This is a genomic window from Aeromonas sp. S12(2024) (genome assembly GCF_041402305.1).
Taxonomy (GTDB): domain Bacteria; phylum Pseudomonadota; class Gammaproteobacteria; order Enterobacterales; family Aeromonadaceae; genus Aeromonas; species Aeromonas veronii.
The window spans coordinates 280,784-306,839 of sequence record NZ_JBGLRB010000002.1 but is presented as its reverse complement, the minus strand read 5'-3'; the positions used below and the strand labels follow the sequence as shown (position 1 = coordinate 306,839).

The following is a 26,056-nucleotide window of genomic DNA, read 5'->3' as shown; positions in this document are numbered from 1 at the left end:
TGCGTATGGCCAACCAGACTCCACGATCCACAGCAAAAGACTGCGTCCTGCCCCGCCTGTTGCCTCTGATGCTGCCGCTGCTGATCCTCACCGGTTGCGCCCGTCAGGAGCCGGTCAATGAGACACTGCCGATCCTCAACCAGTTGCGGGAACAACAAATAGCCGAACAGCCCCAGCTGCAACTGCAGTACCAGCAAGCGGAGACACAACTGCCAGCGGATCAGGAGCAGCAGTTGCATCAGTTTTTGGGACGCAAGGATCCGGCCCGGATTGCGCTGATAAGCGGCCCCGGGCTGCAAACCGACATGCTGGAGAGTGCGCGGATGGCGAGCGTGCGGCTGACTGCCCTCACCCGCTTGCTGGGAGCTCGCGCCATTGAGCTGGAGCCCCGCTATGACCCCATGCTGGCCCCCAATACCTTGCTGATCCGCATTCTGCCAAGCGGTGAATCGGGGGCTGTCACCCCATCGGCGGCGCAATAAGGCCGAGGCAAGAGGTTGGCAAAGCCACCCGATAGAGGGGATAAGGGGTCAGCCCCCACAATTTGCGCCACCCCTGGGTCAGACGGTACGAGAGCAGCGGCGGACTCTGGTGCAGCTCGCCTAAAAACATCACCCCCTGACTCATCCCTTCACCCGCCAGCGTCACTGACATCGCCTCACTATCCGGCGCCACCAGCATGGCCTGCAACAGGCCGTCACAGCGGGGATGGGCCAGCTGATAGCTGACATAGGTGCCGCCCAATACCGGCGTAGCCACCCGCAAGCGCCATCCCAACTGGACCAGCTCCATCAGCATGGGCTTGGCCCCCTCGTTAACTGCCCGGTTCTGATAACGCCAACCCATGGCGGCAGCACTGAGCAGCGCCACCAGCAACAGCAACAGATATCCCCTAGATAGATGCATCACGGCGTCCCCGGATAAAGAGGATGGTCATCACCAGCAACATGATGGCCCACTGGTAGAGCTGGGCCAGCGAGCCGGTATGCAGCCAACCATACCAGCGCAGATCCAGGCTCATCAGCACTAGCCGCAGCTGATTGGCCCCGATATAGAGCAGGCAAACCAGCAGCAACATGGGCCACTGCCGGTAGAGGGGGCGCTCCGGTGCCAGCCAGCAGCAGGAGACCAGCCAGGAGAGCACCACCAGATAGAGTTGAGAAAACGAGGAGCACCCCTTGAGCACGATCAGGGCATGACCCCCCAGCCGCTCGATGCGATTGCCATCAAGGCGAGTCTCCCAGCCCAGCAGCTGCAACCACTGGCCTACCCCCCAGGCATCGAGCGCCAGCACAGGGCCGGAGAGCAGGGCAAACACCTGCTGCCCCCACAACACCGCCACGGTAAAGGCGAGCACAATCTGCAACACCGCCCGCTCATCGTCACTCTGATGACGGCGCCATAGCGAGGCCACCAACAGCAGACAGGCCAGCGCCTTGCAACTGGCGCTGGGGATCAGGATCAGCAGGATAAAGAGGGCGAGCGCCAGTGGATGCGGACGCCAGCTCGGTGCAACCCGCGATGCAATTTGCCACCAGATAGCAATCAGCAACACCACCAGCAGGTTGAAGTGGCCCATATTGAGCCACACCATGCCCCACTGATTGGCCAAACCAAGTAGCAGCCAGTTGGGTGCCCACTGCCAGGGACGGATCTCCATCGCAACTCCTGCCGGTTATCAGCGCTTTTGACCTCTGTCACAAGTTCTCGCAAGTTCCATGCCTGCCCGGCCTCACCCGGATCAAGCCAAGTCAGAGGATTCGCCAAAGCTGGCACGCTTTATTCATTCCCCCCTGCTGGCACTAGCGCCAGGGAGAAGGAGTGAGCAATGAAACTCAAACCGTTGGCAGGGCTGCTGGGGATGTTGTTGGTAACCTCCCCCGCATACGCCTTGACCGAAGTCGATACCGAACTGCAACTGCTGATGGATGTGTCGGGCAGCGTCAGTTCATCGGAATTCAATTTGCAGTTACAGGGCTATGTGGACGCCTTTTACAGTCAGGAGGTACAAAGCGCCATCCTCGACACCAGCGGCGGTAAGCTGGGCTCCATCGCCGTGCAGATGATCATGTGGAGCGGCTCGACCCAGCAGAGCGTGATGACCGACTGGTTCCACCTCTACGACATGACCTCCATCAACAACTTCGCCGCCACCCTGGATGCCCTGGTACGCCCCTATGCGGGGATGACGGCCCCCGGTTCGGCCATGGCCTTTGGTGGCTTGCAATTTGATACCAACGACTTCACCGCCGCCCGCCAGGTGATGGATGTGTCAGGTGACGGGATCCAGAACGCAGGGCTGGATACCGCCACCGTGCGGGATCAACTGCTCGCCTCCGGCATCGATACCATCAACGGCATCACCATAGGTCAGGACTACGCCGATGGGGTGTTGCAAGAGTGGTATGTGGAGAACGTGGCGGGCGGTCAGGATGCATTTGTTATCAATGCCACCACCTTTGCCGACTTTGGCAATGCGCTGGAGCTCAAACTGGCGGCCGAAATTGAGGGAGGCATTATTCCGGAAGGTGCACTGGCCGCCCCCATCGAGGAGATCCCGCTGGCCGCCCAGTTGCTGCTCGGTATGCCGCTACTGCTGGCCTGGCGCTATCAACGCCGAACTCAAGGACGTCCGCAGCAAGCCAACTGGCAACAAACGCCAGCCATCGGCTAGTGAATCACCCCGTGTGTTGCGATTAGGGAGCTATGACTCCCTGATTTTTTTGGGGCGGCTATAGCATACAGTGTTCAAGATGGTTTCGTATTTGATCGATAGCTTATATTTTTTAATAAAGTTCGAACTACAGATAAAAACTTGCCAAATACCAAATTGGGAAGAGACTGAAAATCGGCCATTATTTTTGAAGTAGAAACATATTACCACATAGCTTAACTATTCAATGATACTAGAAACACCACATATGACCGTCCATTACAAGGAACTTGTTATAACGAAAGTTCACCAAACAAGTCGTTTACTTTATCTAATGACCCTATCAATGAGTTTTTAGGCATACCTCTCGCCGATAAATATTTCGCAATTATATCAAAACATGCATCTATGTCTTTCAAGTCTTCATCTGTAAAAGTTATCGTTGTAATTCCAAACTTTGAAAAATAATCATTTCTCTTATCCATCTCCTTTTTCCATTGCTCAGATAAATCTCTATTCATATCGACTTTTTTAACATCTCTAATTTTTGGAACTGACATATGGGTTGAAGCTGGACTTATTTCAAATCCCACTAACTCCATTGTATATGGATTTAATATTGTATAGTCCAATCTATATTTATGTTTGGACTCTTTTCCTGCATACCTTAGCTCAGGAATTAAAAAAGGCTCCTCATATGGCGCTAATGACTTCTTTAAATATTCAATGTAGCGTTCTGCAATTGCTTTTTCATACAGAGAATTTGAAACTCGTTTTAGAACACTTCTATAAAATTGGATAAAATCGTCCGGTTTATTAAACTTAATCGGTTCTTTTGATTCGGGATCAATTAACCCAGTTTTCATAACATGCCGAATCGTCCAAAAATTAAAATCAGAACGTCTAATCTCAGACTTATCTATCGCCCAATCATCATTTCGCATTTCAGGTGAAATGAGTAGCCCCCAGACTAGGTTTCCGCCTCCAAACCATATAGACCACAATGATTCATCAGGCTTACTGCGTATTCTTTCTTTGAAGTTTCGATAGAAATTCCTAGCTAAGAATAAAAATAAGTACTCTCTAAGAATTGTATCTTGAAGTGCGTGCATCAGGAAATACTCTCTGTTCACTCCAAAGTTTACTCGAGGTTTTAATGTTTTTTCTTTCGCTCGTTGTTTTACCTTTTCAGTAAGTCCTTCTAGCCAACGTGATATAAAGTCATTAGGATCTAAAAAAACACTATTAACACTATCTACATAAGTATTATTATTTGAACCCATCATTGCATGGAACGAGTGGATAGAGTTTCTGCCCGTGATTTCTTCGAATCGCATAAGAGCTTTATCTTGCAGAGACTTCAAACGAGCAGTCATTGTAATTTCTTTACTTTCCAAATATTTTCTATCAATATTTACTACGTTCATAAATTCCTACTTATCTGTAACAGATATTACAAAAATATCAGTGGCACATTCCATCCTAATTTATTCTAACAAACCTCACCATTATCAGTTTTCGCTGTCTGTTGTAATATATATCTTTAACTCGCCAAAATCCTTCCATCTTGCTGCCTCTCCAAAAACTCACTCTCAAACTGGTAGCCAAAGTCAACAATCGGGACGTACTTGCCATATTAGCGGCGAGTGTCTCCGCGAGCGTCCGAATACTCCTACCGGCTCAAGCGAAACTTTTTAGATACACGGCTAAACCGATACCTAATTGAACATATATTAAACCAAAGCTCTGACCACTTTTCACTTAGTGGCATATTGAGCTGCCTATGTTCATGCCTAATGCAGAGCAGAATCCTAAGATAGGGATCTTCAACAGGCTCTTCTATTACCTCACAAGCTTGATCATTAACTCGCTTCAAGGATAAGTATTCATTTTTTACTTTTTCTGGGGAAAGTAGCCTCATTTTTTCCCAGTTTTCAACGATTACTGGACTAAAAAGAGAAAGGTTCTCTGTAACATGATTAAGCAAGCGTTTAAACCGGCTGGAAAACTCTTCATCATCTAGATGGAAGACCGGCGATTGGTAGTTTAAAAACTCCTCAAATGAGCTGTTTTGTTTTTCTCTTTCAAATGTATGATATGCCTCCCTGACTTTTTCATTGAACTCTCGCCGTTCATCATCGGTTTCTAGTGAACTCGGGATATAGATATTAAAACCGTAGGTTTGTTCTAACCAATGAGCATTAGCATATTCATTTACCGCACGTTCTAAATCTTTATCTTCAGATGAAAATGGCTTCTCTATCGCATTTTTATAATGGAACAAGAGTAAATCAGATGCGTCATGGTACACCTTGTCATATGCACGCAGCCGTTCATTATTTTTATTTACTGTTGACTGCCTAACGGCGAAAAGAAAGCTGAGAGAAGAAACTGCTAAGCTTCCGAGAGATATGTATATTGCGATTTGCGAGTTCTCTGCCATAACTTCCTTAGTATATTTAACAGTAATTAGATGGAAGGCTACATTCATGTGTTAGTAACGCCTTTCATCTAACTCCGCCCGACCAAAAAATCATTTAAAAGTCAACTTTTAATAACCAGCGCCTGATTTATCAGTGTATTATCAACATTTTAAGCCAGCTCCACTTGTACCACTGGATAAAACCACAGTCAACAAACAGAAATAGAAAATGAAGCCTATATCTTCTTTTATTGGCTTGCCGCGATGTTTACTCCACCATCTTCACGATATAAAAAAGGCCTCATTAAGAGGCCTAATCAGAAATATTCAGGTTTCGGCTGATAGCCCGCTTTTACGGCAATCACCCCGGTTCTGGTGACAAGGGCAACACCTGCCCATCCAGCGCATGATCACTATTGGATGAATAGTCCGGCACCGGCTCGCAGTAGGGAATGCGGCTTAGCACCGGCGCCTTGACCAGGGCGGCCAGTTGATCGGAGCGGCGCAGGCTGGCATCCGCCAATTCGGCCACCAGTGCCAGACCGCAGCCCAGCCCCAGCCCGCCAACAATGCCTGCCAACAGAAACAGCCAGAGCGGGTAGTTGCTCGGCTTGCTGGGGGCAAAGGGTTTGTCGATCACCTTGATCCGCTCTCCCTGCTCGAAGTTGCCCAGATCGCCGGTCACCTTGGCCTTCTCATAGCGCAGCAGCAAATCCTGATAGAGGGTGCGCTTGACCGCCAGATCCCGTTCCAGCTCGGCGAGCTGGCGCTCGGTATCCCCCTGGGAGTCGACCACCTTGTCCAGCCCATCGAGCTGGTTCTTCAGGCCGGCGGCGTTTTGCTCCGCCTCCGTCAGCTGCGTCTGGGCCAGTTGCCACTCGGGCCCGCGCGCCATATCCGGTTGGGATTTGAGCTGCTCGAACTCCTGCTGCAACTGATCAATCTGATAGCGCAGACTCTGCACCTTGCTGTGCTCGTCGCTGTAGCGGGCCCGCAGCAACACCAGCTCGGTGCGCATCAGTTGCAGCTTCTCATCCAGTTGGCGGGCAAGCTGGCTCTCCTGCCCCAGCGATAGCTGATCGACCCGAGCCTTGGCCTGCTGCAGGGTGATCAGGCTCTCGGCATAGCGCTCCTGCAAACCATAGAGACGGGCGACGTTGGTACTCTGCTGCTGAGGCAAGGCGCTGGCATGCTCCCGTTTAAAATCGGCGAGCAGCTGCTCGGCCGCTTGCAGTTCGCTGCGGCGGCTGTCGAGCTGGCTTTGCAGGAAACGCTCGGACGATTCCGCCGACTGGCGCCCCTTGCTGAGCAAATTGAAGAAAAAGCGCCGTGAAATGGCTTCGAGCAAACCGGCGCTGTTGGCCGCCGAATCCGCCTTGACCTTTATCTCGATCACCTCATCGCCAATCAGCCGCAGCGAGACAGCACTCGAGAGCCAGTCCATGATGGCATCGCGCTGGGCAGGCGGGGTCTCGTCATTGACCAGACCGCGATCCCGCGCCACCCCGTCCAGCACATAACGGCTGCGCAGCAGGGCTTCGAGCACCGCAAAGCGATCTTTCAGGCTCTCCTGAGTGATCAGATCCTTGAGGGTCGGGGTCTGGTTGGCATCTTGCGGCACCATAAAGGTGGTGCGGCTCTCATACTCCTTGGGGGTGAGCAGGCCGACCGTCACGCCCACCAGCGGCATCACCAGCACCGGGATCACCAGCAGATAGCGACGGCGCCAGGCGGCAAAGAGAATGATGTAGAGGTTGTAATAGAACTGGACAGGCATGGCATCACTCCCAGAGAAAAGCCCTCCCCCCGCACAATGCAAGGGCAGTGCCACCAGAGGAGCTGATCGCCTCTGTGGGCAGATCGCAAGAGTGGTACAAGATTCGCATTCTCCCACTATCCGGGGTGTCACCCCTTCCCTTGCCGGAGCGCGAACCATGTTGTCATCAACCCCGTCGCACAGACCCCATCCCCGCAGGAACGCCAGTGCCCAGCCCGTCGTTCAGTCTGTCGTGCAACCTGCTGTTCCACCTGTCGTGCAAATCGTGCAGCACCTGCAGCCCGGCGGGCTGGAGACCATGGTGCTCAACCTCACTCAGGCGAGCCCTGCCGAGCAACCGGTGCATATCATCTCCCTCGAAGGGCGCAAAGGGGATGTGCTAAGGGCGTGGCCCGCTCTGCATCCCTTCGCAGGCAATATTCACTGCCTGGAAAAGCCCGCGGGCTGGTCGCTGGCAACCCTCTGGCGGCTCACCCGACTGCTGCGCCAACTCAAGCCCGTCGCGGTACATACCCACCATCTGGGGCCCATGCTCTATGGCGGTCTGGCCAGTCGGCTGGCCCGGGTGCCCACCCTGGTACACACAGAGCACGATGCCTGGTATCTCGATGACCCCCATCAGCGCACGCTGGCCCTGTGGGGGCTGCGCGCCTTCAAACCCATTCTGGTGGCCGATGCCACGCCGGTGGCCAACCAGCTGCTGGCCAAGCTGGGCCAGCTGTCGCCAACCGTGATCCCCAACGGCATCGATGAGCAGCGTTTTGCCCCGGGCGCCGCCGCCCTCGCCCGTCAGGAGATGGGGCTGCCGCAAGGGGTCAAGTTGATTGGCTGCGCCGCCCGCCTTGAGTCGGTCAAGGGTCACACCTTGCTGCTGGAGGCAATCCGCGCCCTGCCGGAAGAGGTGCATCTTGCGTTGGCTGGGGTCGGCAGTTTGCAAAATGCGTTGCAACAACAGTGTCAGCAGTTGGGGATCGCCCATCGGGTCCATTTTCTGGGGCTGGTCGAAAATATGCCGCGTTTCTATCAGGGGCTGGATCTCTTCTGCCTCCCCTCACTGGCGGAGGGGATGCCGCTTTGCGTGCTGGAAGCACAGGCGTGCGGGGTGCCGGTGGTGATGAGCGACGTGGGGGCGGCCAGAGAGATCGTCTGCCAGGCCAGCGGCCATATCCTGTCGGAGCGGGATCCCGGCCGCCTTGCCCAGCTTCTGGCACAAGGGTTGCTGCAGTGCCATAGCCTGCGTGCCGTCACCCGTGAGTTTGTGTGCCAGCAAAGCAGCTTGAGCCGGATGGCTCAGGCCTATCAGCAGCTTTACAGCCGCTGATCAAGCGACCCGATGACCAGAGGAGCATCCCATGGAATGGATCATGATCGTGTTCTGGCTGTGTGCTGTACTGGTGGTCTACCACCATGTCGGCTATCCCCTGCTGCTCAAATTTGGTGGTCGGCAGGCGCGCAAGGTAGCCAATCCGCCCCGCCCCCTGGCTCGGGGATTCAAAACAGATGCCACCGATGAGGCGCTGCCGACCATCACCCTGCTGATGCCGGTCTACAACGAGTCGGCAACCATCGCGGCCAAGCTGCAAAACCTCGCCAGCCTCGATTACCCCGCCGACAAGCTGTGGGTGCATGTGCATTTCGACGGCTGCAGCGACAACAGTTACCCCATTGCGCTCAGCCAGCTCGGTGATCCCGCCCTGCAGCAGCTGCAGATCAGGCTGTTTGATCACCCCCGCAATCGCGGCAAGGTCGCCGTGCTCAACGAGGCCATGACCCGGGTGCACAGCGATCTGGTGGCCCTCACCGATGTCTCGGCCCTGCTGCCCATCGACAGCCTGCTGCTGGCGGTCGCCCATTTTGCCGATCCCAAGGTAGGGGTGGTCGGGGAGGCATACCGCTTCTGGCAACCGGGCTCCCAGGGCGAGGAGAGTTACTGGCACTATCAAAGCCAGATCAAGCTCTGCGAATCGGCCCTTGGCGGCATGCTGGGTGCCCACGGGGCCTTTTACATGATGCGCCGGGAGTGCCTCACCCCGCTGGCTGCCGATACCATCAACGACGATTTCATCCTGCCGATGCAGGCCATCGCCAAGGGGTATCGGGCTGTCTATGACAATCGCTGCGCCGCACTGGAGCTGGAAGTTTCCAATGCCGCGCTGGAGGCAACACGGCGCAAGCGGATCGGGGCCGGCAACACCCAGCAGCTGCTGCGGTTGCTGCCCCTGCTGCACCCCAAGTTCGGCTGGGTTGCCTTCAACTTTGCCAGTGGCAAGGGGCTGCGAGTATTGATGCCGCTCTGCCTGACCCTGCTGTGGCTCTGCGCCATCCCGCTGGCCACCCAATCCCTGCTGTTTCAGCTGTTGCTGGGGCTGCAACTGCTGGGGTATCTGCTGGTCATCCTGATCCAGCTGACCCCTGTGCACCCCTGGCCCAATCTGTTTCGCAAGATCCACTATCTGGTACTCGGACACTGGTACAACGGCATGGGCACCCTGCGCTACTGCCTGCGCGCCCCCATACGTTTCATGTCACAGGAGAAAGCCGTATGACACACCCCATTCCAAGATTGACCCTGGTGGTCAAACGCAGCATGGATCTGCTCGGTGCCACTCTTGGCCTGCTGCTGACACTGCCACTGTGGCCGCTGATCATGCTGGCCATCCGGCTCGATAGCCCGGGGCCGGTGTTCTTTCGTCAGCTGCGGATCGGGCGCAGCCACGCCACCCATACCGAGCTCTTTTTCATGATCAAGTTTCGCACCATGCGCGCCGACGCCGAGGCGGGCACCGGGCCGGTCTGGTGTGGCAAGGGGGACAGCCGGATCACCCGCTGCGGCGACTTCCTGCGCAAAACCCGGCTCGATGAGCTGCCGCAGTTTATCAATGTGCTCAAGGGGGAGATGTCGCTGATCGGCCCCCGTCCGGAGCGACCCGGGATCGCCAACCGGCTGGAAGATGCGGTGCCGTACTTTATCGAACGCACCTATGAAGTGGCCCCCGGCATTACCGGTCTGGCACAGGTCAATCAGGGTTACGACGAATCGCTCGATGATGTGCGCAGCAAGCTGGCGTTCGATCTGGCCTACTCGGTCGCCCTGCTCCACCCCTGGCGCTGGCTGGTGCAGGATGTGCATATCATCGGCAAGACGATCGCTATCATGGTCGGCAAGAAGGGGCGCTAATCCCGCCGCCCCAACCTCAACCACATCTCAACACCCATCAGGCCATTGCCACTGCAATGGCTTTTTTTTATGGCGCATCGTTGTGGCGCATCAATGGTGATCACAGAGAAGTCAGCGATCTGATCGCCATCATCTGGCCCCATCCATCCACAGGCCTGATGTCCGCTTGACCAACCGCAGAAACCCGAGCCTTGCGTGCTCACCGAAGCAATCCGCCCCCTGCTCCCCATAACACCGGCACATAAAAAAACGAGTAGCCAGCGGCCACTCGTTTTGACAGGTTTCTCCGTGATTCAGGCGCCGTAGACGGCCAGAATATCGGTCACTCTGTTGCTCACGCTGTACCCGCGGGCGATGGTGTTGCGGGCCGCCTGACTCATTTTGCTGCGCACCACCCCATCGCTGCGCAGCCAGTAGTTGACCAGCTCCGCCATATCCCGCACATGGCCGGGCTCCACCAGCCAGCCATTGGATTTGTGATCGATCAGGTTGACCAGGCCCCCCACCGCAAAGGTACAGACTGGTATGCCGTGAGCCATCGCCTCCAGGGCCACCAGCGGCAACCCTTCAAAGCGGGAGGTGATGCAGAGCAGGTCGATGTTGTGCCACTCATTGGCCATGTTCTGAAAACCATGAAGCTGGACGCGATCACCATACTGCTGTAACAAGGCGCTTTTCATGGGGCCATCCCCGTAGAGATGAAACGCCCCGTCCGGGCAGAAGGCAGCCAGCTGGCAGAACGCCTCCGGCCCCTTTTCCGGCGAGAGGCGGCCGACAAAGGCAATCCGGTTGCCAGTTACCGTAGCCGGCGTCGCAGGCATGGGGACAAAGTTGCTGATCACCGTGCTTGGCACAGGCAATTTGCGAGCGATGGGCTCGCTTACTGCAATACACTTCGCAAAACGCGCTGTAGTGCGATCCAGCCAGCTGTAAAACTTCAGCAATCCCTCCCCGTCATCCCCGCTGTGAAAGGTCGAGACCACCGATTTACCGGTAAACCAGGCTGTCAGCCGCCCCAGCACCCCGGCCTTGTAGCCGTGGGTGTGGATCAGCACAGAAGCCGGCTGGCGGGCCAGACGGCGCATAAAGTCGCGGCTGTTGTGGCACACCTCGTAGGGCAAGCCCTGTTGTTTGAGCAGGGTCGTAAAGGGGGTCATGCCGTGGTTGCTCACCAGCACTATGGTGGGGCGAAATCCTCTGGCCAGCAGATCGTTGGCCAAGTGGATAATGTGAACTTCTATTCCACCGACCTGACGTGCATCGATGGCCAGCCAGATCTGCTGCATGGGTAACATAGTCACCTCCTCCCGTGGCTCCATGCCACCTGAAATGAGGTGTTGCATAGAGCGGGCCAGTCAGGTAAGGAGGGGCAGGATCAGGCGCCGGGACAGGCGACCAACAAGAGGGTCATGTCATCGAGGGCGGCATCATTGATGCGCTCATCAAACCAGCGGGCAATGCGATGAGCCAGTTGCTCAAGACCGGGCCCCGAAGTCAGGCAGATCTCTTTTAGCTGCGACTCCCAGCGCTGGCGCTCTGCGGCATCACGGCTATCGAGCAGACCGTCGGTCCAGAACAGCAGGATCTCGCCGGGCTTGAGCTGACGCTCATTGGTCACGAAGTGGGGATCCGGGCGCAAACCGGGCAAGGGGCCGGTCACGCCGACCTGACGGATGGTACCGGGCCCGACCAGCCAGGGCGCCGGGTGGCCCGCGCTGGCCCACTGCACCCGCCCCTCGTTGCCGAGTTCAATGCAGAGGGTGGTGAGCAGGGTAGCCCCCAATAACGGATCACTGTGAACCGCATTGGACAAGATGGTCAGCAAACGGGCGGGGGCGCGCTCCAGATCGTGCGCCGTCAGCAAGCCGCGCAGATAACCGGCATAGGCATGGGCAAAAAACTTGGCTTCCGCATCGTGGCCCATCACATCCCCGAGCCACAGCACCCGATCCTTGACCAGCAGAAAGTCCCCGCCCCCCACGGTGGCCGCGCGGGTTTGCAACGCCAGCTGGTATCCCCCTATGGAGGTGGCGGGCAATAACGGGCGCAGCGCCGAGGTCATGCGCTGATCCAGCTGCTCGCCCCATTGCGACTTGAGCTGCTCCGAGCGTTGCAGCACCCGCGAAACCGCCAGCAACAGGTCCTGCTTGGTGATGGGTTTGACCAGAAAGTCATCGATCCCCAGCGCCCCCGCCCGACTCTGGGTCCACTGATCCTGATGACCGGTCAGGAAGATAAAGGGCACCCCCTTCATCTTGGGATCCTTCATCAACTGCTGGCGCAGCCCAAAGCCATCGATCCCCTCCATCTCGATATCGGAGAGCACCAGCGCGGGGGGCTGCTTTCCGAGCGCCAGCAGGGCGGCATGGGAGTCGGCATAACTTTCAACCCGGTAGTGCTCATGGAGATAGGCGGTGAGCAGGGCACGCATCACCTTGTCATCGTCGATCACCGCGAGCACCGGCAGTTGGTTGACCGGGCCCTGCTGGCGAAGGGTCACGCGATTGCGATCATCGTCGCGAGAGAAGTGCACCTCGGCAAACAGCTGGTGCACCAGCGCCAGCCCGTATCCCCCCTCCTGCAGCTCATCGGGTAACGGCGCACTGGCAAGACCGGGTTGCGGGCCGCCATCATCCTCCAGTATCAGACTCAAGCCCGTTTCATCCTCTTTCAGCGTGAGCCAGAGCTGGGTCGCGGGAGGAGCTGTGTGTTTGACGCTATTGGTGGCCAGCTCACTGAAACAGAGCAGCCAGTTGGCTTGATCCTTTGGGGAGACCTGAAACAGGGAGAGTCCCTGCGCCAGCCGGTTGCGCAGTTCGCGCACCGACTGCAGGGTTGCCGGAGCAGATCGCAACCAGTCATCCATATCGGGCCTCCATCAGCGGGCGATCAGATCCGGAAATTGAGCAAGGCACTGCGCCGACACCAGCGCTTGAGCCATTCGGTCACCCGGTTACTGGGCAGCCGGTTGAGTTCGCGCAGGATCTCGCTGGCCAGCCCCGGGTTGAGCTTGTCGTTATAGACAGCGCCAATCAGATTGGCCTCGGCACGGGTCAGTTTATCCACCGCACTTTGTACCACGGTCGTCGGTGTCACTCCAGCCAGCACCACCAGCAGTGCCCCTTCACAGGCCCCGCACACCTGATCGGCCGGAATATTGCCCCGATTGAGGGCGGTGAGCGGTGAGGTATCGAAGATCACCACATCGTAATGTTCGAGCCAACGAACCAGCAGCTGACGCAAGGTATCCTTGTTGCGAAAAGCCATCAGATCCTTGCCCGGCGCCGGGAGCAGCGACAACGACCGGCCAGTGGCTACCGGCTCGGGCACATCATTGGGCCCCCAGGCAACAGCCGGGGCGCGGCCGGGGTGATAGAGATTGAGATCCACCAGCAGGGTGCGCAGCCCATCCGCTTCCGAGCGCCTTGCCAGCGCATCGCAGATGGAGCTCACCCCCTCTCCCCCTTCCGACGAGGTGACCGCCAGCGAGCGGATCCCCCGGGCGACCGTCGCCGCGTAGAGGGATTCGAGCTCCAGATATTGAATGGGGATGCTCATATCAAAGCGTCCCGACCAGGGCCACCACCGAGATCGTGGTCAGGATATCGCGCATGCCATCCATGAAGATGGCCCAGTTGCTGCTTTTGCTATCAGGGATAAAGACGGTGTCCCCTGCACGCAGCACCGGCAACTGGCTAAAGTCGGGCTCTTTGGCAAAGCCGTCGAGATCGAAGCTGCGGGCCTGATCCCCCTGACCACTGGTAGCCATGTTGATCACCACAATCTTCTTGATATAGGCGCTGCTGGTCGGGCCCCCCGCCTCTGCCAGCAGATCCAGCAGGGTCATGGAGGAGTCAAAGCGGTAGCGACCCGGGCGGGCGATCGCTCCCAGCACCCGAATAGTGTTCTCCTTCGGCTCATCGAGCCAGGGGCGATTCTTCTCCGGCAGATAGATGGAGTCGCCGGGCAGCACCTTGGGCAGCAAGGTTTCATCGCCGGTTTCAAAGTAGAGGGCAAGATCGAGCTTGCTGACCCGCGCAGTGCTGCCACTGCGATGGGCGATGCGCACATTGCGCAGATCCGCCGCCGCAGTCGGACCATCGGCGGCCGACAGGATGTCGATAAAGCCCATCTGCTCATTGAAGGCATAGCGACCGGGGGCCCCGACCTGACCGAAGATATAGATGGAACTGTCCGGTGACTGGCGCACCCACTGGGACTTGTTGTCACTGGGATCGGTGGGCAGCTCGGGGATCATGATGGTGAATCCGGCCCGGATCTTCGGCAGGCTGGCCAGCGCCCCCCCCTGATGGAGAAACTTGTCCAGATCAAACAGGGTTGGCGTGGCCTGCCCCCCTTCGGCGGTCAGGATCTGCACCTTGGCGATATCGGCCCGCTCGTTGGGGCCACCAGCGTGGGCGATCAGATCCAGCAGCGACATCTCGTCAGACCATTCATAGCGGCCCGGGATCCGCACCGCCCCCATCACCATCACCGCCCGTCCGGGCGCCACTTTTAACCAGGACTTCTCGTTAATGTCGGTCTTCTCCGGCACAAAGATGGCATCACCGGGTTTGACTTGGGGCAGCGCCTTTTGCATCCCTTCGGTATAGGCCTGCAAGTCGATGGGTTCGATCGTGCCATCGGTGCGCAGCAAACGGATCTGGCGACTCTCGGCATAGCGGGTCGGGCCACCGGCATTGGCCAGAATATCGAGGAAGGAGTCCCCTTCCCGCCCCTCATAGGCGCCGGGTTTGAACACCTCGCCCATGATGTAGATGGTGCGTGCCCCCCGTTTTATCTGCTCTTCATCCTTGGGCACGAAGATGGTGGCGCCCGGCGCCAGATTGGGCAGCAGCTTGTTGTTGCCGGAGTCGAGATAGGCTTTGAGATCGAACAGTTCGGGGGCATCACCATTGATCACCCGGATCCGCTCCACCCCGGCAAAACGGGTTACCCCACCGGCTCGCATCAGCAGATCCACGATGGAGTTGCCACTCTTGAAACTGAAGGCGCCGGGGCTGTTGACCTCGCCAAACACCTTGATCGCCTTGCCGGTATCGCCATCCCCGCCTGCCGCCAGGGTTGCCGCATCAAAATCTATTTGCACGTTGCCGATCAGCGGAGAGGCGGGTACGAACACCACATCGAGGGATTGCAATGGCGGCAACACGCTGGCATCGCCGGTATCGAGATAACGCTTGTAGTCGAAGCTAGATACCGTGCTGCCGCGCCGCACCTGCATGTTGTTGAGCTGGGCACCGGGCACCAACCCGCCAGCGGCATCGAGGGCCATCTGCACGTTGCCATCGGGCGCCAGATCATAACTGCCGGGTTTTTTGACATAGCCCATCACGCTGATCAGCAGCCGCTTCTCCAGCAAGGTGACGGTCAATTGAGAGAGGTTGTTGTAAACAGGTTTGAGGGCGGTGCGGATCAGCTCATCCGCCTGTTGCAGGGTCTTCCCCCCCACCACGACGTTTCCAACTTCAGGCAGTGCAATCTCCCCCTGCTTGTTGATCTGGAAAGGCTGATCAAAAGCAGGCTCACCGGGTTGCACTATGGCCAACCGATCACCGGGAGCCAACAAGGTGGAGGCCAGTAACGGGCAGGTGAACAACAGCAAGAGAACACAGATCAATCCTTCGAGAGCGCCCCGTTTCATAGACATCCTTTTCGTCTGTTACGTCTGCCCCCATTGGCGTAAGGGGAGCCCTGACCAATCAGCACGACAGCCATCCGCTGTTGTCTGTTGCAGCCGCAAACGTACTTGTTGTAGTGATTGTGCCAACACGGTCTGACGCCAGGCTACATCCGACCAGAGCCGTCCGTGCATATCCCGTTCGATATCAATACGTTGAGATTGTAGTCGTTTCAACTCGGCAGGCATACACCCCTGCAGACTCGCTTGCTTTAATTCCGTCAGCTGCAAGTCGAGTTCCTTCTGACGCTCATCATAACGAGACCAGACCCGCCGTTCATCCTCATTGACCGGAATACGGGTGGGTCTTGCCTCGGCCATGCCGCCATATCCCTCCGGCGGCCACTGCGCGCAACCCGACAGCAGAATGGACGATAGCAGGATACCAAAGCGTTTCATGATGCCGCGGCCATCATGCCACGGGAACGCATATAGGCCTTGATGCTCTCATGGCAGGGGATCACCCGGTCGATATGCAGCATCTCCAGCAGGTCATGGGGTTGACCGGGTCCACAGACAAGGGCCATCTGATGCCCGTTCATAATCAATCTTTTATAGAGAAATACCAAGGCTCCGATCCCCGACGAGTCGATAAAATGAACATCGCTGATATCGGCCAGGATATCTCCCGGGTGGGTCGAGAGGGTTTCAAACAACGGGCGGAGCTCACTGACGGCCATCGCGTCAAACTCGTTTTCCAGTACCACTACCTGGATATCATTAAGGGTGTAAGTCATGCTTTCCATCGCTAGCTCCTTGTCGATTCTCAGACTATTTGCTGTCACGGCATTCAGCACGTTGCAAATGTTATGCCGGACAGTGCCACGGCACTTGTTCTCCAAATGATACTCTTTGCGCCTTATTCGCCGACACCCACTCCTCGTTTTGATTGCCAAATTGCAATTAACCTCCCCCGAACGTTGCAAACTGCAATTCACCTGGGCCGAGATTGCCCGATAACAGGCTAAATGGCTGATAATTCAAGCCCATTAGACTGGGCCCGATTATTGCTTGCCTTTGTACACACTTCACAAGCCACCGTTGGCTCGGCCCCCATGCCGCCATTTTCCAGGAAGGAGAGACCATGAAAGCAGGCCTTTACATCGCACCACTGCTGGCAGCCCTTTGCGGCACCGCATACGCAGCCCCCTCCCCTGACAGCGCCGTGTTGAAGGTTGAAGGCGCCATCAGCAGCCCCACTCATCAGGCTCTGGCCCTGTGGGACAGCGCCATGCTGGATCAACTGCCGGTACACGAAATCAAAACCCATACCCCCTGGTATGACGAAGCCAAGACTTTTCGCGGCCCGCTGCTGCAAGATGTATTGGCCAAGGTCGGGGCAACCGGCAAACAGCTCACCATTACCGCGCTCAATGACTACTCGGTACAGGTGCCGACAAGCGATGCCGAGCAATATCGGGTCATCCTCGCCCGCACGATCAATGGCAAGCCACTGTCGGTGCGTGACAAAGGGCCGCTGTTCCTTGTCTATCCGTTCGATCAATATCCCGAACTGCAAAACAAGCTCTATTATGGTCGGGCTATCTGGCAGATCAGCGCGATAAAAGTGGAGTAGATCCCATCATGCGTTCCATGGCGGCCAGTCAACGTTTCTTGTTTGTGGTGCTTTGTGTGCTGCTCCTTGCCTTTGCCGGTATTGGTACCATCCAGTATCGGCAATTTCAGGATCTGCAGCGCAGTACCAGCCAGGGCGAAGACAACGTGATGTGGAACTATTTCCAGCTCTATAACGAAGCGCTGCGTTTTCAAAGCTCGCTGCTCCATGAGTCGCAACCGACCTTCCAGCTCAGATACGATATTCTGGTCAGTCGCATGGATCTGGTGCTGGAGAGCAAGGATCGCAGCCTGCTTCAGCAAACCGAGATCTACCAGCAGGCAAGCAAAGCCATTCGATCCTACATCTCTCTGGCGGATATCTGGCTCGGCCCGGAAGCCACCAAGCCGCTCGACAATCTTGCCCATCAGGAGCTGCGCCAACAGCTTGCCTCCCTGCTCCCCCTGCTCCATCAGCTGACTCTGGAGGTGAACCAGCAGGCGACCCTGTTTGATGTGGCGCGTCGCGACAGCGTGAGGGAGCAGATCATCACGACGACACTCATCGCTACCCTGCAATTTGCGCTGCTCTTTGTGCTCGCCCTGCTGATCTGGCGGCAAATGAATATCTCGTTTCTGCAGCACAAACTGATGCAGCAGCTCAATGACAAACTGCTGCGGGCAAATCAGGCGGCAGAGGCCGGCACAAGAGCCAAAAGCAGCTTTTTGGCCAACATGAGCCATGAAATTCGCACCCCCATGAATGGCATTCTCGGCATGCTCTCACTGCTGGCCGACCGGGATATGGACCCAAGGGAGCGAGACTATCTGGAGACGGCGCGCGAATCGGCAAACCATCTGCTCGGTCTGCTTAACGACATTCTGGATGTATCAAAGCTGGAAGAGGGCAAGATCGAGCTGCAACTGGCCCCCCATCACTTGCCCCAGCTGCTGGAGGATATCCGGGCCCTGATGCAGAGCAACTGCGATGCAAAAGGGATCAAGCTGACCCTGACAGTTGCCTCCGATACGCCGGAGTGGTTGATGATCGACCCGCTGAGGGTGCGCCAGATCCTCTTCAATCTGGTGAGCAATGCCATCAAGTTCACCCATCAGGGGGAAGTAAAGATCCATGTTGATAGCACCCTGTTGGAGCAGGATCGCCACTCGATACGCATCTCGATCCAGGACACCGGGATCGGCATGAGCAAAAGTCAGCTAAAGAACCTGTTTCAACGTTTCGCCCAGGCGGATGTCTCGATCACCCGCCAATATGGTGGATCGGGCTTGGGACTTGAAATATCCCGTAACCTCGCACGCCTGATGGGTGGCGATATCTCGGTAGAGAGCAGCGAGGGACATGGCAGTACTTTTACCTACATCTGGCCCGCCAGAGCCACGACCCCCTCGATTGTTTGCCTGCCGTCCAAGCCGCTGGATCAGGAGAGCTATCGCATCTTGCTGGTTGATGACAATGCCACTAACCGCAAGGTGATCGGCGCCATGCTCGACTCCGTGGGCCATCAGGTCACACTGGCCGTTCAGGGAGAAGAGGCGCTGGAGAAACTGGGTCACACCGAATTTGATCTGGTGTTGATGGATGTCCAGATGCCAGTGATGGATGGCCTGGTGGCCACCACCCGGATCCGCACCTCCCAGATGCCTTGGGCAGATATCCCCATCATCGCCCTGACGGCGGATGCGATGCCGGAATCCAAGCAATACTATCTTTCCCATGGCATGAATGGATATATCACCAAGCCCATCAATAAAGAGACGCTACTGAGCGAGATAAACAGACATATTTCCCATGGTCGGCTCAAATACAACGCCGCCCTGCGTGTCACCAAGCAATAACCCCCCCCCCCTGATTCCGGGCTACTGATTGCTCATGTGGGGCAACATTGACTTCTGCAGGCAACTGAATGGGCTTGGGTCTGGAACACACGCAGGCAAGCCGCTTCGCAACCGCTGCACGGGCCGTCGGCTTGTCTCGGGTATGCAGGGATTTTTTGATCTCTTTACGACGACCACGGGGGAGCGTGGTGACTTTCCGGTAATACCAGATGCCGTGGGGACTGAGCCAGAGATTCATCGATGAGCTCCTTGTCGTCCACATAAAATGGATGACCAAGGGCTTTAGGAAGCTAACTTATTGAATTGCAGAAACAAGTGGTGGCCCTACCAGCCACATCCCGGCACTCGAGTCCCCCGCCTTGGCTGCTACCTTCCGGTCCTGACCAGGTCGACGGGTTATCAATGCGAGAGGACCAATAGGACCACCGGCGAGGAGAATAGGCAAACTAGGCGTTCAATGCAACGGCTTTCTACCCTCCAACAGATCGTTTGCCTTATTTTTCAACAATCTGCCGAATGAATCAGCTAAACAGCATAAATTTCGCCCCCACCAGCAGCATCAGCAGGGCAAAGGCCTGCTTGAGGCGTGTGGGTGACAAGCGGTGTGCCAGCTTGGCGCCAATGCGGGCGAACTGGGTACTGGTCAGCACAATGCCCAGCAGGGCGGGCAGATAGATGTAGCCCACACTCCACTCGGGCAGATCTGCATGATCCCAACCCGCATAGAGGTAGCTGAGGCTCCCCGCCAGCGCGATGGGCATGCTGCATGCTGCAGAGGCCGCTACCGCATTGCGCATTGGCACCGAGCTCCAGCTCAGGTAAGGGACGGTCAGCGAACCACCGCCAATACCAAACAGCGCAGACATCCAGCCAATGATGGTACCGGCAATGCCTGTGCCGAGCGGCCCCGGCATATGGCGCTCCGCTTTGGGTTTAAGGTTGAGCCCCATCTGTAGCGCCATGCTCCAGGCGAAACAACCGATGATGATATTGAGGGTGCTGGTGCTGAGCAGATTGGCGGTCATGCCGCCAAGCCAGCCCCCGATCAGCATGCCGGCGCCGAGTCGGCGGATCATCACCCAGTCGACGGCGCCCGCCTCCCGGTGGGCCCGCAGCGAGCTGAATCCGGTAAAGATCATGGTGGGCAACGAGGTGCCGAGGGCCAGATGGGTAATGATTTCAGGGTCTATGCCCTGGGCGCGAAAGGTCATGACCAGCACGGGGACAATGATAAGACCGCCGCCGATCCCGAACAGTCCCGCCAGCATACCGGCAAAGGCGCCCAGCAGGAGGTAACCCATAAACAGCATAAAAATTCCTGTGTTAAACAAAAACTGGCCGACACGGCCGGGCAACAGTGGATATCTGCATGAAAAAAAGAGATGGCGCGAGGGCCATCTCTTCATTGTGCCGGTTAGTGCAGTGGAATGGTACCGTCCATCACCTTGTAGAAGGCCAGCACGGCACAGCCAAGCAGGGCCGCCGTCATCCCCTGCTCCAACCGGTTAAGGCCGCGCAGACCGTGATGCTGACGCGCCTTCCAGTAGATGAAGATGCCCGGGCTGTAGAGCAGCGCCACCAGCAACAGGTACTCCACACCGGCAGCGTAGACCAGCCAGCAGCCGTAAAGCGTCGCCACCAGGGCCAGCAGCAGGTCACGCTTGCGCTGATGGGGTTGACCCTGATAGGTCTCTCCTTTCAATGCCAGCTTCAGACCATAGGCACCGGAGAAAACGTAGGGCACCAGCGCCGCCGAGGTAGCGATGTTGACCAGCGCCAGATAGGTGCTGCTCTGGAAGTAGATGATGATCAGGAAGATCTGCACCAGACAGGTAGAGCACCAGAGGGACACCTGCGGCGAGCCGTTCTTGTTCTCCTTGGCAAACCAGCCCGGGAACACACCGGTTTTGCCCGCAATGTAGGGCACTTCAGCGGCCAGCACGGTCCAGCTGAGCAGAGCACCCATCACCGACACCACCAGACCGATGTTGATAAGCCAGGCGCCCCAGGGGCCGACCACGGCTTCGAGGATCATGGCGGTCGAAGGGTTCTTGAGCGCCGCCAGTTGCGGCTGGCTCATGACACCCAGCGAGAACAGGGTCACCATCACGTAAAGCGTCAGGGCGCCGAGCAGCGCCAGCACGGTGGCGCGGCCCACATCCTTGCGATGACGGGCACGGGCAGAGACCACCACGGCCCCTTCAATCCCGATAAAGACCCAGAGGGTCACCTTCATGGTGGACTTGACCTGATCCATCACGGAGCCCAGCTCCATGTTGTTCTGGCCCCAAATATCCAGAGTGAAGGTATCCATGTTGAAGGCCAGCAGGATCGCAACACAGAAGACGATGAGCGGCACCATCTTGGCGATGGTGGTGACGATATTCACCAGTGCAGCAACCTGTACCCCGCGCAGCACCAGTGCATGCACCGACCAGATCAGGATGGAGGCCAGCGTGATGGCCACCGGTGTATTGCCGTCACCGAAGATGACGTTGTCCGGCGTATCGAAGAAGTAGCTCAGGGCGCTAAACACTACGATGGCGTAGGAGACGTTGGCCAGCAGTTGGCAGAGCCAGTAACCCCAGGCGGCGTTGAAGCCGATAAAATCGCCGAAACCGGCTTTGGCATAGCTGAAGATACCGCCATCGAGATCGGGGCGGCGCATGGAGAGGTTCTGATAGACCAGCGCGAGACAGATCATGCCAAGACCGGTGATGGCCCAACCCAGGGCGACAGCCCCGGCACTGGCATGCGCAGCAATGTTTTGTGGCAGACTGAAGACCCCGGCGCCGACCATGGAGCCGATCACCAGCGAAATGAGGGCGCCCAGCCCTAGTTTCTTGTCCATTTCAATCCTGTTTATTTAGGCGGCGGCAGAGCGTCCGTATTCATACTGCGCGCAATATGGGAGGGGCTGGGAATCCTGACCCCGTGAAAAAGGCGGCAACTATATTGCATGACTATTCCGACCGCAATCCCTCGTCCCGTCAATCATGCACCGCCTTGACCGCGCGCAATTTTACAGCACTGACCCATATGGCCTGTGAGCTGGCTCAAATTAACCAAGACCCATTGATATTTCTCATTTTTCTGCCAACACAACCTGACTCGCATGGTTCCTATGCATCGCCATTCAGGCACTCTCTGTATAAATAATCTGCATAAAAAAGCCCCGGTGGAAACACCGGGGCCCATTATGTAAATCCCTATAAACGCAAACCGCCATCCAGTTCTACCATCCGCCCCGACAGATAGTCGTTGGCAAAAATAAAGCTCACCGTCTCGGCCAGCTGTTGCGCCTCGCCAAGGGTGCCGACCGGAATGGCCTGCTGCATCCGCGCCATCGCCTCCGGCTTCATCGCCGCCGTCATGTCGGTGGCAAACACCCCGGGGGCAATCCCCATGACCCGAATGCCATGGCGCGCCAGCTCCCGCGCCCAGGTCACCACCAGCGAGGCAACTCCCGCCTTGCTGGCGGCATAGTTGCTCTGGCCAATATTGCCGGCGCGGGCGATGGAAGAGATGTTGATGATAACGCCCCCCTGCCCCCCTTGCGCCATCAGCGCCGCCCCTTCGCGCCCGCAGAGGAAGGTACCGGTGAGGTTGACGTCAATCACGCTCTGCCACTGGGCCAGCGTCATCTTCTCCACCAGCTCACCCTCTTTCACCTTGATCAGCATGCCATCGCGCAAAATACCGGCGCAGTTGATAAGACCGTGCAGCACGCCAAAACGCTCCTTGATGCCAGCAAAAACCGACTCAACCTCGGCTTCGCTCGCCACATTGCAGACAAACAGCTCGCACTGGCTATCTTGATCGCACTGATCATTCTGACTGCGCACCAGGGCTACGGTCGCCTCCAGATCGGCGCGATTGATGTCGAGCAGCGCCAGCGTCGCCCCCTGTGCGCTCAGGGCCAGCGCAATGGCCCGTCCCAAGCCACGTCCGGCGCCGGTAATAACGATGACCTTATCTTTGATATCCATCAATGCTCCTTGTAGCTGGTCGAAGGGAGATGCCTTGAAGAGAGGTGGCCCGTCAGGCGGGACCCTGTTTATCCAGATAGAGTTCGACGATGCTCGAGAAATCGCGACTCCCCTGCCCCTGGGCGGCATGCAGGTTGAACAGGTTGCGGGCCAGCGCCCCCATGGGCACAGCGCTGTGCCCATGCTCGGCCAGCGCCATGGCCAATCCCAAATCTTTCACCATCAAACGGGTCATAAAGCCCCCCTGATAGTTGCGAGCGGCAGGGACATTCTCCATCACCCCGGGCCAGGGGTTGTAGCGCTCCAGACTCCAGTTGTTGCCGGAGCTCTTGCCCATGATGGTGGAGAGCACGGCGGGATCCAGTCCCTCCTTCACCCCGAGGGCCAGCGCCTCGGCGGTACCCGCCATATGGATCGCAAGCAGCATGTTGTTGCACATCTTGGCGATCTGCCCGGCGCCCAGCGCCCCGGCGTGAAACAGGTTCTGCCCCATGCAGGCGAGCAGGGATTTCGCCGCCTCGAAATCTGCCGCGTCGCCGCCAACGATAAAGGTGAGCGTCCCAGCGGCCGCACCGGCGACACCGCCCGATACGGGGGCATCGATAAAGCGCAAACCGCGGGCGCGGGCCGCCTCCCCGACCTGACGGGCAGAGTCGACATCGATAGTGGAGCAGTCGATCACCAGTGCACCAACCGGCAGGGCTGCCAGCAGATCCTGCCCCTCAGACAGCCAAAGATCGCGCACATGTTCCCCCGCAGGCAACATGCTGATCACCACCTCGCAGCCGGTCACCGCCTCACGGGCATCCCCCGTGGCGATGCAGCCAGCGGCGATGGCGCGCTCAATGTTTTGGGCAACCAGATCAAACACCTGCACCGTATGCCCGGCCCTGGCCAGATTGGCCGCCATGGGGCCGCCCATGTTGCCGAGCCCGATAAACCCTATCCTTGTCATCCCGCTTGCTCCTTGCGTTGCTGATGCCGGCGTCCGCCGGTTGCCAAGATGTTATTCCTTGCAGGCCAACGGATTGCGCCCCTGCGGCCAGCGATAGAACTCGTCCAGCCACTCCCCCTCCGGTGGCAACTGTTGCCAGCGGGGATCTTTATCCTTGTCGATTAGCAGTGCCCGCACCCCTTCCACAAAATCGCCCTTGAGCACGCAGTTGACCGAGAGGGTCAGCTCCTCGGCAAATACCTCTGCCAGTGAGTTGCGGCGAGCCTGCCAATATTGACGCCACAAAATGGCACGGCTGATGGGGCTACCGGTGCGGCAGAGCTGCTGCGCCTGCTGGAGTACCGCCTCCGGTTCATCGAACTGAGCTTCGAACAACCGCGCCAATACCCCTTGCAGCGTGCGTCCCGCCAGCAAGGCATCGATCCTCTGTTGATGGGGCAGCAATACTGGCGCTGGCAAGCGGGCCGCTACCTCACGGTGCAATCCCCTGAGCAGCAGATCGATCTGCTCACGGGGCTCACCACTGCCAGCCCAGTCGAGCACGGCGAGGCGTGACAACAGCGCACTGCGCTCGCCACTGGCGATAGCGTGATCCGCCAGCCCAAGACCGATGGCATCACTCCCGTTGAAGCGGGCGCCAGTCAGACCGAGCCAGAGCCCCAGCCGCCCCGGCATCCGGCTTAAAAACCAGCTTGCCCCCACATCGGGGTAGAGGCCTATGGTTACCTCCGGCATGGCGAACAGGCTCTTTTCGGTCACCACCCGGAAATCGGCACCGGCAAACAGGCCAATGCCGCCCCCCATGCAGATACCGTCCGCCACGCAGATCAGGGGCTTGCGGTAAGAGTGGATGTGGTGGTCGAGCCGGTACTCCTGCTCGAAAAAGTCGCGGGCATATTCGAACAGTTCCGATCCGCTTGCCTCCTGTTTGCGGTAATAGAAGGAGCGGATATCGCCACCGGCACAAAATGCCTTCTCACCCATCCCCTGCAGCAGTACACAGACGATGGCGGGATCCTGCTCCCAACGGGTCAGCGTCTGTTGCAGGATCTGGATCATCGGCAGGCTCAATGCGTTGAGAGACGCAGGGCTGTCGAGGGTCAACACCCCGATCTGATGGCCATCTTCGGTGGGATAACAGCTAACCTTGACCGGCTCACTCATAAACGGCTCCGTATGGATTTATTCTGTTGGGCCATATTGCCAGCGCGGTAAGCGTTTCTCCAGGAAGGCGGCCACCCCTTCACGCTGATTGACATCGCTAAAGAGATCGAGAAACAGCGACCGCTCAAGGGGCAAGGCGGCATCCCGCGGGCCACTGCGGCCCTGATTGATCAGGGTTTTGCAGGCGCGCAGGGCGCTCGGGCTCTGGCGCTCCACCAGATGGGCCATCTGGTGCGCCGCCTCCCATGCCTGACCGGTTTTCACCACCTCCTCCACCAGCCCCATCTCGTAGGCCAGCGAGGCACTCACCTTCTCGCCGCAGAGGATCATCCGCTTGGCCCAGCCCGGCCCCACCAGCTCGGTCAGGCGCTGAGTGCCACCGGCACAGGGGAGCAAGCCCACCGAAGCTTCCGGCAGTCCCAGCAACGCCTGCTGCTCGGCGATGCGGATATCACAGGCCAACGCTACTTCCAGGCCACCGCCCATGGCATAACCATTGATGGCGGCGATACTGACGCCGTGAAAACGGGCCAGCGCCTCGAAGGCCTTGCCAAAGGCTTCGGCTACTTCGCGGGCCAGCTCGACATTCCCCTCGACAAACATATTGAGGTCGGCACCGGCGCAGAAAAATTTGTCGCCCGCACCACGGATCACCAGCGCCACCACATCGGGACGACTGTCGAGCTCCACCATCATCTGCAAAAAGGCCTGCAGGCTGGCGAGGGTCCAGGTGTTGGCAGGGGGATGGTCGAGGGTGATATAGGCCACGTGGCCATGATATTCGAGTCTGATCCTTGTCATAACAT

General features: G+C 57.7%; 25 protein-coding genes and 1 other RNA gene. 7 read left to right on the top strand and 19 right to left on the bottom strand.

Translation table 11 applies throughout. The annotated features are described in order from the left end of the window. The first annotated feature begins 5 nt into the window (after window positions 1-5). Window positions 6-482 (top strand): hypothetical protein, encoded by a 477-nt coding sequence (locus tag ACB035_RS03290; protein ID WP_371166667.1) that lies wholly within the window; start codon window positions 6-8, stop codon window positions 480-482. Here ACB035_RS03290 and ACB035_RS03285 read toward each other — a convergent pair. Together ACB035_RS03285 and ACB035_RS03280 are read right to left on the bottom strand one after the other, a co-directional pair. Continuing rightward, entirely contained in the window at window positions 460-906 is a 447-nt protein-coding gene (locus ACB035_RS03285; protein ID WP_337072153.1) for a hypothetical protein, read from the bottom strand. The two genes, ACB035_RS03290 and ACB035_RS03285, sit on opposite strands and share 23 nt — an antisense overlap. After that, window positions 893-1,660 carry a hypothetical protein gene (locus tag ACB035_RS03280; protein ID WP_371166666.1) on the bottom strand — a complete coding sequence of 256 codons (768 nt, stop codon included), beginning with the start codon at window positions 1,658-1,660 and terminating at the stop codon, window positions 893-895. The genes ACB035_RS03285 and ACB035_RS03280 overlap by 14 nt, the downstream gene beginning before the upstream one ends. Window positions 1,661-1,828: 168 nt before the next feature. Between ACB035_RS03280 and ACB035_RS03275 the strand changes: the two genes are divergently transcribed. Further along, window positions 1,829-2,674, top strand: a complete 846-nt coding sequence (locus ACB035_RS03275; protein ID WP_371166665.1) for a DUF1194 domain-containing protein — start codon at window positions 1,829-1,831, stop codon at window positions 2,672-2,674. Between the two features lie 272 nt (window positions 2,675-2,946). Here the strand turns inward: ACB035_RS03275 and ACB035_RS03270 are convergent, their stop codons facing one another. The 3 genes from ACB035_RS03270 to ACB035_RS03260 all read right to left on the bottom strand — a co-directional run bounded on the left by ACB035_RS03270 (window position 2,947) and on the right by ACB035_RS03260 (window position 6,852). Then, on the bottom strand, window positions 2,947-4,080 hold the full coding sequence (locus ACB035_RS03270) for a topoisomerase II (RefSeq protein ID WP_193859294.1): 1,134 nt from the start codon (window positions 4,078-4,080) through the stop codon (window positions 2,947-2,949). A 245-nt stretch (window positions 4,081-4,325) separates the two neighbouring features. Then, window positions 4,326-5,144 carry a hypothetical protein gene (locus tag ACB035_RS03265; RefSeq protein ID WP_128815127.1) on the bottom strand — a complete coding sequence of 273 codons (819 nt, stop codon included), beginning with the start codon at window positions 5,142-5,144 and terminating at the stop codon, window positions 4,326-4,328. A gap of 292 nt (window positions 5,145-5,436) precedes the next feature. Further along, window positions 5,437-6,852, bottom strand: a complete 1,416-nt coding sequence (locus tag ACB035_RS03260) for a GumC family protein (RefSeq protein ID WP_371166664.1) — start codon at window positions 6,850-6,852, stop codon at window positions 5,437-5,439. Window positions 6,853-7,117: 265 nt separating this feature from the next. Here ACB035_RS03260 and ACB035_RS03255 point away from each other — a divergent pair, with 265 nt between their 5' ends. From ACB035_RS03255 to ACB035_RS03245, 3 genes are read left to right on the top strand one after another with little or no spacing between them, the layout of a single operon-like run. Continuing rightward, complete coding sequence (locus ACB035_RS03255; RefSeq protein WP_371166663.1) at window positions 7,118-8,173, top strand: glycosyltransferase; 1,056 nt, start codon at window positions 7,118-7,120, stop codon at window positions 8,171-8,173. Window positions 8,174-8,204: 31 nt separating this feature from the next. Next, window positions 8,205-9,398, top strand: a complete 1,194-nt coding sequence (locus tag ACB035_RS03250) for a glycosyltransferase family 2 protein (protein WP_371166662.1) — start codon at window positions 8,205-8,207, stop codon at window positions 9,396-9,398. Then, a complete protein-coding gene (locus tag ACB035_RS03245) occupies window positions 9,395-10,030 on the top strand; it encodes a sugar transferase (RefSeq protein ID WP_193859298.1) in 636 nt (211 codons plus the stop codon). Before ACB035_RS03250 ends, ACB035_RS03245 begins: the two co-directional genes overlap by 4 nt. 293 nt (window positions 10,031-10,323) lie before the next feature. Here ACB035_RS03245 and ACB035_RS03240 read toward each other — a convergent pair whose 3' ends face one another. The 6 genes from ACB035_RS03240 to ACB035_RS03215 all read right to left on the bottom strand — a co-directional run bounded on the left by ACB035_RS03240 (window position 10,324) and on the right by ACB035_RS03215 (window position 16,477). Continuing rightward, complete coding sequence (locus ACB035_RS03240) at window positions 10,324-11,325, bottom strand: glycosyltransferase family 4 protein (RefSeq protein WP_042052829.1); 1,002 nt, start codon at window positions 11,323-11,325, stop codon at window positions 10,324-10,326. A gap of 80 nt (window positions 11,326-11,405) precedes the next feature. After that, window positions 11,406-12,896, bottom strand: a complete 1,491-nt coding sequence (locus ACB035_RS03235) for a SpoIIE family protein phosphatase (protein WP_371166661.1) — start codon at window positions 12,894-12,896, stop codon at window positions 11,406-11,408. A gap of 23 nt (window positions 12,897-12,919) precedes the next feature. Further along, window positions 12,920-13,588 (bottom strand): tyrosine-protein kinase family protein, encoded by a 669-nt coding sequence (locus ACB035_RS03230; RefSeq protein WP_042083492.1) that lies wholly within the window; start codon window positions 13,586-13,588, stop codon window positions 12,920-12,922. Window position 13,589: 1 nt separating this feature from the next. Further along, entirely contained in the window at window positions 13,590-15,695 is a 2,106-nt protein-coding gene (locus ACB035_RS03225) for an SLBB domain-containing protein (RefSeq protein WP_005360128.1), read from the bottom strand. Window positions 15,696-15,713: 18 nt separating this feature from the next. Next, the gene (locus ACB035_RS03220; RefSeq protein WP_005351415.1) at window positions 15,714-16,130 is read right to left on the bottom strand and encodes a hypothetical protein; all 417 of its coding nucleotides are present in this window, start codon (window positions 16,128-16,130) and stop codon (window positions 15,714-15,716) included. Beyond that, window positions 16,127-16,477, bottom strand: coding sequence for an STAS domain-containing protein (locus ACB035_RS03215; protein ID WP_005333409.1), 351 nt, complete (start codon window positions 16,475-16,477; stop codon window positions 16,127-16,129). Before ACB035_RS03215 ends, ACB035_RS03220 begins: the two co-directional genes overlap by 4 nt. A 338-nt stretch (window positions 16,478-16,815) precedes the next feature. Between ACB035_RS03215 and ACB035_RS03210 the strand changes: the two genes are divergently transcribed. Both ACB035_RS03210 and ACB035_RS03205 read left to right on the top strand, forming a co-directional pair. Further along, window positions 16,816-17,307 carry a molybdopterin-dependent oxidoreductase gene (locus ACB035_RS03210; protein ID WP_005351410.1) on the top strand — a complete coding sequence of 164 codons (492 nt, stop codon included), beginning with the start codon at window positions 16,816-16,818 and terminating at the stop codon, window positions 17,305-17,307. A gap of 8 nt (window positions 17,308-17,315) precedes the next feature. After that, complete coding sequence (locus tag ACB035_RS03205; RefSeq protein ID WP_216950682.1) at window positions 17,316-19,142, top strand: ATP-binding protein; 1,827 nt, start codon at window positions 17,316-17,318, stop codon at window positions 19,140-19,142. Here the strand turns inward: ACB035_RS03205 and ACB035_RS03200 are convergent. From ACB035_RS03200 to ACB035_RS03165, 8 genes are all read right to left on the bottom strand, one after another. Then, window positions 19,129-19,380 carry a hypothetical protein gene (locus ACB035_RS03200; RefSeq protein WP_371166660.1) on the bottom strand — a complete coding sequence of 84 codons (252 nt, stop codon included), beginning with the start codon at window positions 19,378-19,380 and terminating at the stop codon, window positions 19,129-19,131. The two genes, ACB035_RS03205 and ACB035_RS03200, sit on opposite strands and share 14 nt — an antisense overlap. Window positions 19,381-19,464: 84 nt before the next feature. Next, an RNA gene (gene ffs / locus ACB035_RS03195) (signal recognition particle sRNA small type) lies at window positions 19,465-19,561 on the bottom strand. Window positions 19,562-19,663: 102 nt separating this feature from the next. Further along, entirely contained in the window at window positions 19,664-20,452 is a 789-nt protein-coding gene (locus ACB035_RS03190; RefSeq protein WP_371166659.1) for a sulfite exporter TauE/SafE family protein, read from the bottom strand. Between the two features lie 104 nt (window positions 20,453-20,556). Beyond that, a complete protein-coding gene (arcD, locus tag ACB035_RS03185; RefSeq protein WP_129504151.1) occupies window positions 20,557-21,993 on the bottom strand; it encodes an arginine-ornithine antiporter in 1,437 nt (478 codons plus the stop codon). 358 nt (window positions 21,994-22,351) lie between these two features. Next, entirely contained in the window at window positions 22,352-23,131 is a 780-nt protein-coding gene (locus ACB035_RS03180; protein WP_338711531.1) for an SDR family oxidoreductase, read from the bottom strand. A gap of 52 nt (window positions 23,132-23,183) precedes the next feature. Next, the gene (gene mmsB / locus ACB035_RS03175; RefSeq protein ID WP_371166658.1) at window positions 23,184-24,086 is read right to left on the bottom strand and encodes a 3-hydroxyisobutyrate dehydrogenase; all 903 of its coding nucleotides are present in this window, start codon (window positions 24,084-24,086) and stop codon (window positions 23,184-23,186) included. Between the two features lie 51 nt (window positions 24,087-24,137). Then, window positions 24,138-25,250, bottom strand: coding sequence for an enoyl-CoA hydratase/isomerase family protein (locus tag ACB035_RS03170; RefSeq protein WP_371166657.1), 1,113 nt, complete (start codon window positions 25,248-25,250; stop codon window positions 24,138-24,140). Window positions 25,251-25,268: 18 nt separating this feature from the next. Beyond that, the gene (locus tag ACB035_RS03165) at window positions 25,269-26,051 is read right to left on the bottom strand and encodes an enoyl-CoA hydratase (RefSeq protein ID WP_371166656.1); all 783 of its coding nucleotides are present in this window, start codon (window positions 26,049-26,051) and stop codon (window positions 25,269-25,271) included. Window positions 26,052-26,056: the final 5 nt, after the last annotated feature.

Excerpts from the sequence above, each read along its gene's own strand:
- ACB035_RS03245 (WP_193859298.1), top strand. The coding sequence starts at position 9,395 with ATGACACACCCCATTCCAAGATTGACCCTGGTGGTCAAACGCAGCATG.
- ACB035_RS03215 (WP_005333409.1), bottom strand. The coding sequence starts at position 16,477 with ATGGAAAGCATGACTTACACCCTTAATGATATCCAGGTAGTGGTACTG.
- ACB035_RS03290 (WP_371166667.1), top strand. The coding sequence starts at position 6 with ATGGCCAACCAGACTCCACGATCCACAGCAAAAGACTGCGTCCTGCCC.
- ACB035_RS03210 (WP_005351410.1), top strand. The coding sequence starts at position 16,816 with ATGAAAGCAGGCCTTTACATCGCACCACTGCTGGCAGCCCTTTGCGGC.
- ACB035_RS03240 (WP_042052829.1), bottom strand. The coding sequence starts at position 11,325 with ATGTTACCCATGCAGCAGATCTGGCTGGCCATCGATGCACGTCAGGTC.
- ACB035_RS03190 (WP_371166659.1), bottom strand. The coding sequence starts at position 20,452 with ATGCTGTTTATGGGTTACCTCCTGCTGGGCGCCTTTGCCGGTATGCTG.
- ACB035_RS03280 (WP_371166666.1), bottom strand. The coding sequence starts at position 1,660 with ATGGAGATCCGTCCCTGGCAGTGGGCACCCAACTGGCTGCTACTTGGT.
- ACB035_RS03275 (WP_371166665.1), top strand. The coding sequence starts at position 1,829 with ATGAAACTCAAACCGTTGGCAGGGCTGCTGGGGATGTTGTTGGTAACC.
- ACB035_RS03170 (WP_371166657.1), bottom strand. The coding sequence starts at position 25,250 with ATGAGTGAGCCGGTCAAGGTTAGCTGTTATCCCACCGAAGATGGCCAT.
- ACB035_RS03285 (WP_337072153.1), bottom strand. The coding sequence starts at position 906 with ATGCATCTATCTAGGGGATATCTGTTGCTGTTGCTGGTGGCGCTGCTC.
- ACB035_RS03270 (WP_193859294.1), bottom strand. The coding sequence starts at position 4,080 with ATGAACGTAGTAAATATTGATAGAAAATATTTGGAAAGTAAAGAAATT.
- arcD (WP_129504151.1), bottom strand. The coding sequence starts at position 21,993 with ATGGACAAGAAACTAGGGCTGGGCGCCCTCATTTCGCTGGTGATCGGC.
- ACB035_RS03205 (WP_216950682.1), top strand. The coding sequence starts at position 17,316 with ATGCGTTCCATGGCGGCCAGTCAACGTTTCTTGTTTGTGGTGCTTTGT.
- mmsB (WP_371166658.1), bottom strand. The coding sequence starts at position 24,086 with ATGACAAGGATAGGGTTTATCGGGCTCGGCAACATGGGCGGCCCCATG.
- ACB035_RS03250 (WP_371166662.1), top strand. The coding sequence starts at position 8,205 with ATGGAATGGATCATGATCGTGTTCTGGCTGTGTGCTGTACTGGTGGTC.
- ACB035_RS03180 (WP_338711531.1), bottom strand. The coding sequence starts at position 23,131 with ATGGATATCAAAGATAAGGTCATCGTTATTACCGGCGCCGGACGTGGC.
- ACB035_RS03265 (WP_128815127.1), bottom strand. The coding sequence starts at position 5,144 with ATGAATGTAGCCTTCCATCTAATTACTGTTAAATATACTAAGGAAGTT.
- ACB035_RS03235 (WP_371166661.1), bottom strand. The coding sequence starts at position 12,896 with ATGGATGACTGGTTGCGATCTGCTCCGGCAACCCTGCAGTCGGTGCGC.
- ACB035_RS03200 (WP_371166660.1), bottom strand. The coding sequence starts at position 19,380 with ATGAATCTCTGGCTCAGTCCCCACGGCATCTGGTATTACCGGAAAGTC.
- ACB035_RS03165 (WP_371166656.1), bottom strand. The coding sequence starts at position 26,051 with ATGACAAGGATCAGACTCGAATATCATGGCCACGTGGCCTATATCACC.
- ACB035_RS03260 (WP_371166664.1), bottom strand. The coding sequence starts at position 6,852 with ATGCCTGTCCAGTTCTATTACAACCTCTACATCATTCTCTTTGCCGCC.
- ACB035_RS03230 (WP_042083492.1), bottom strand. The coding sequence starts at position 13,588 with ATGAGCATCCCCATTCAATATCTGGAGCTCGAATCCCTCTACGCGGCG.
- ACB035_RS03225 (WP_005360128.1), bottom strand. The coding sequence starts at position 15,695 with ATGAAACGGGGCGCTCTCGAAGGATTGATCTGTGTTCTCTTGCTGTTG.
- ACB035_RS03220 (WP_005351415.1), bottom strand. The coding sequence starts at position 16,130 with ATGAAACGCTTTGGTATCCTGCTATCGTCCATTCTGCTGTCGGGTTGC.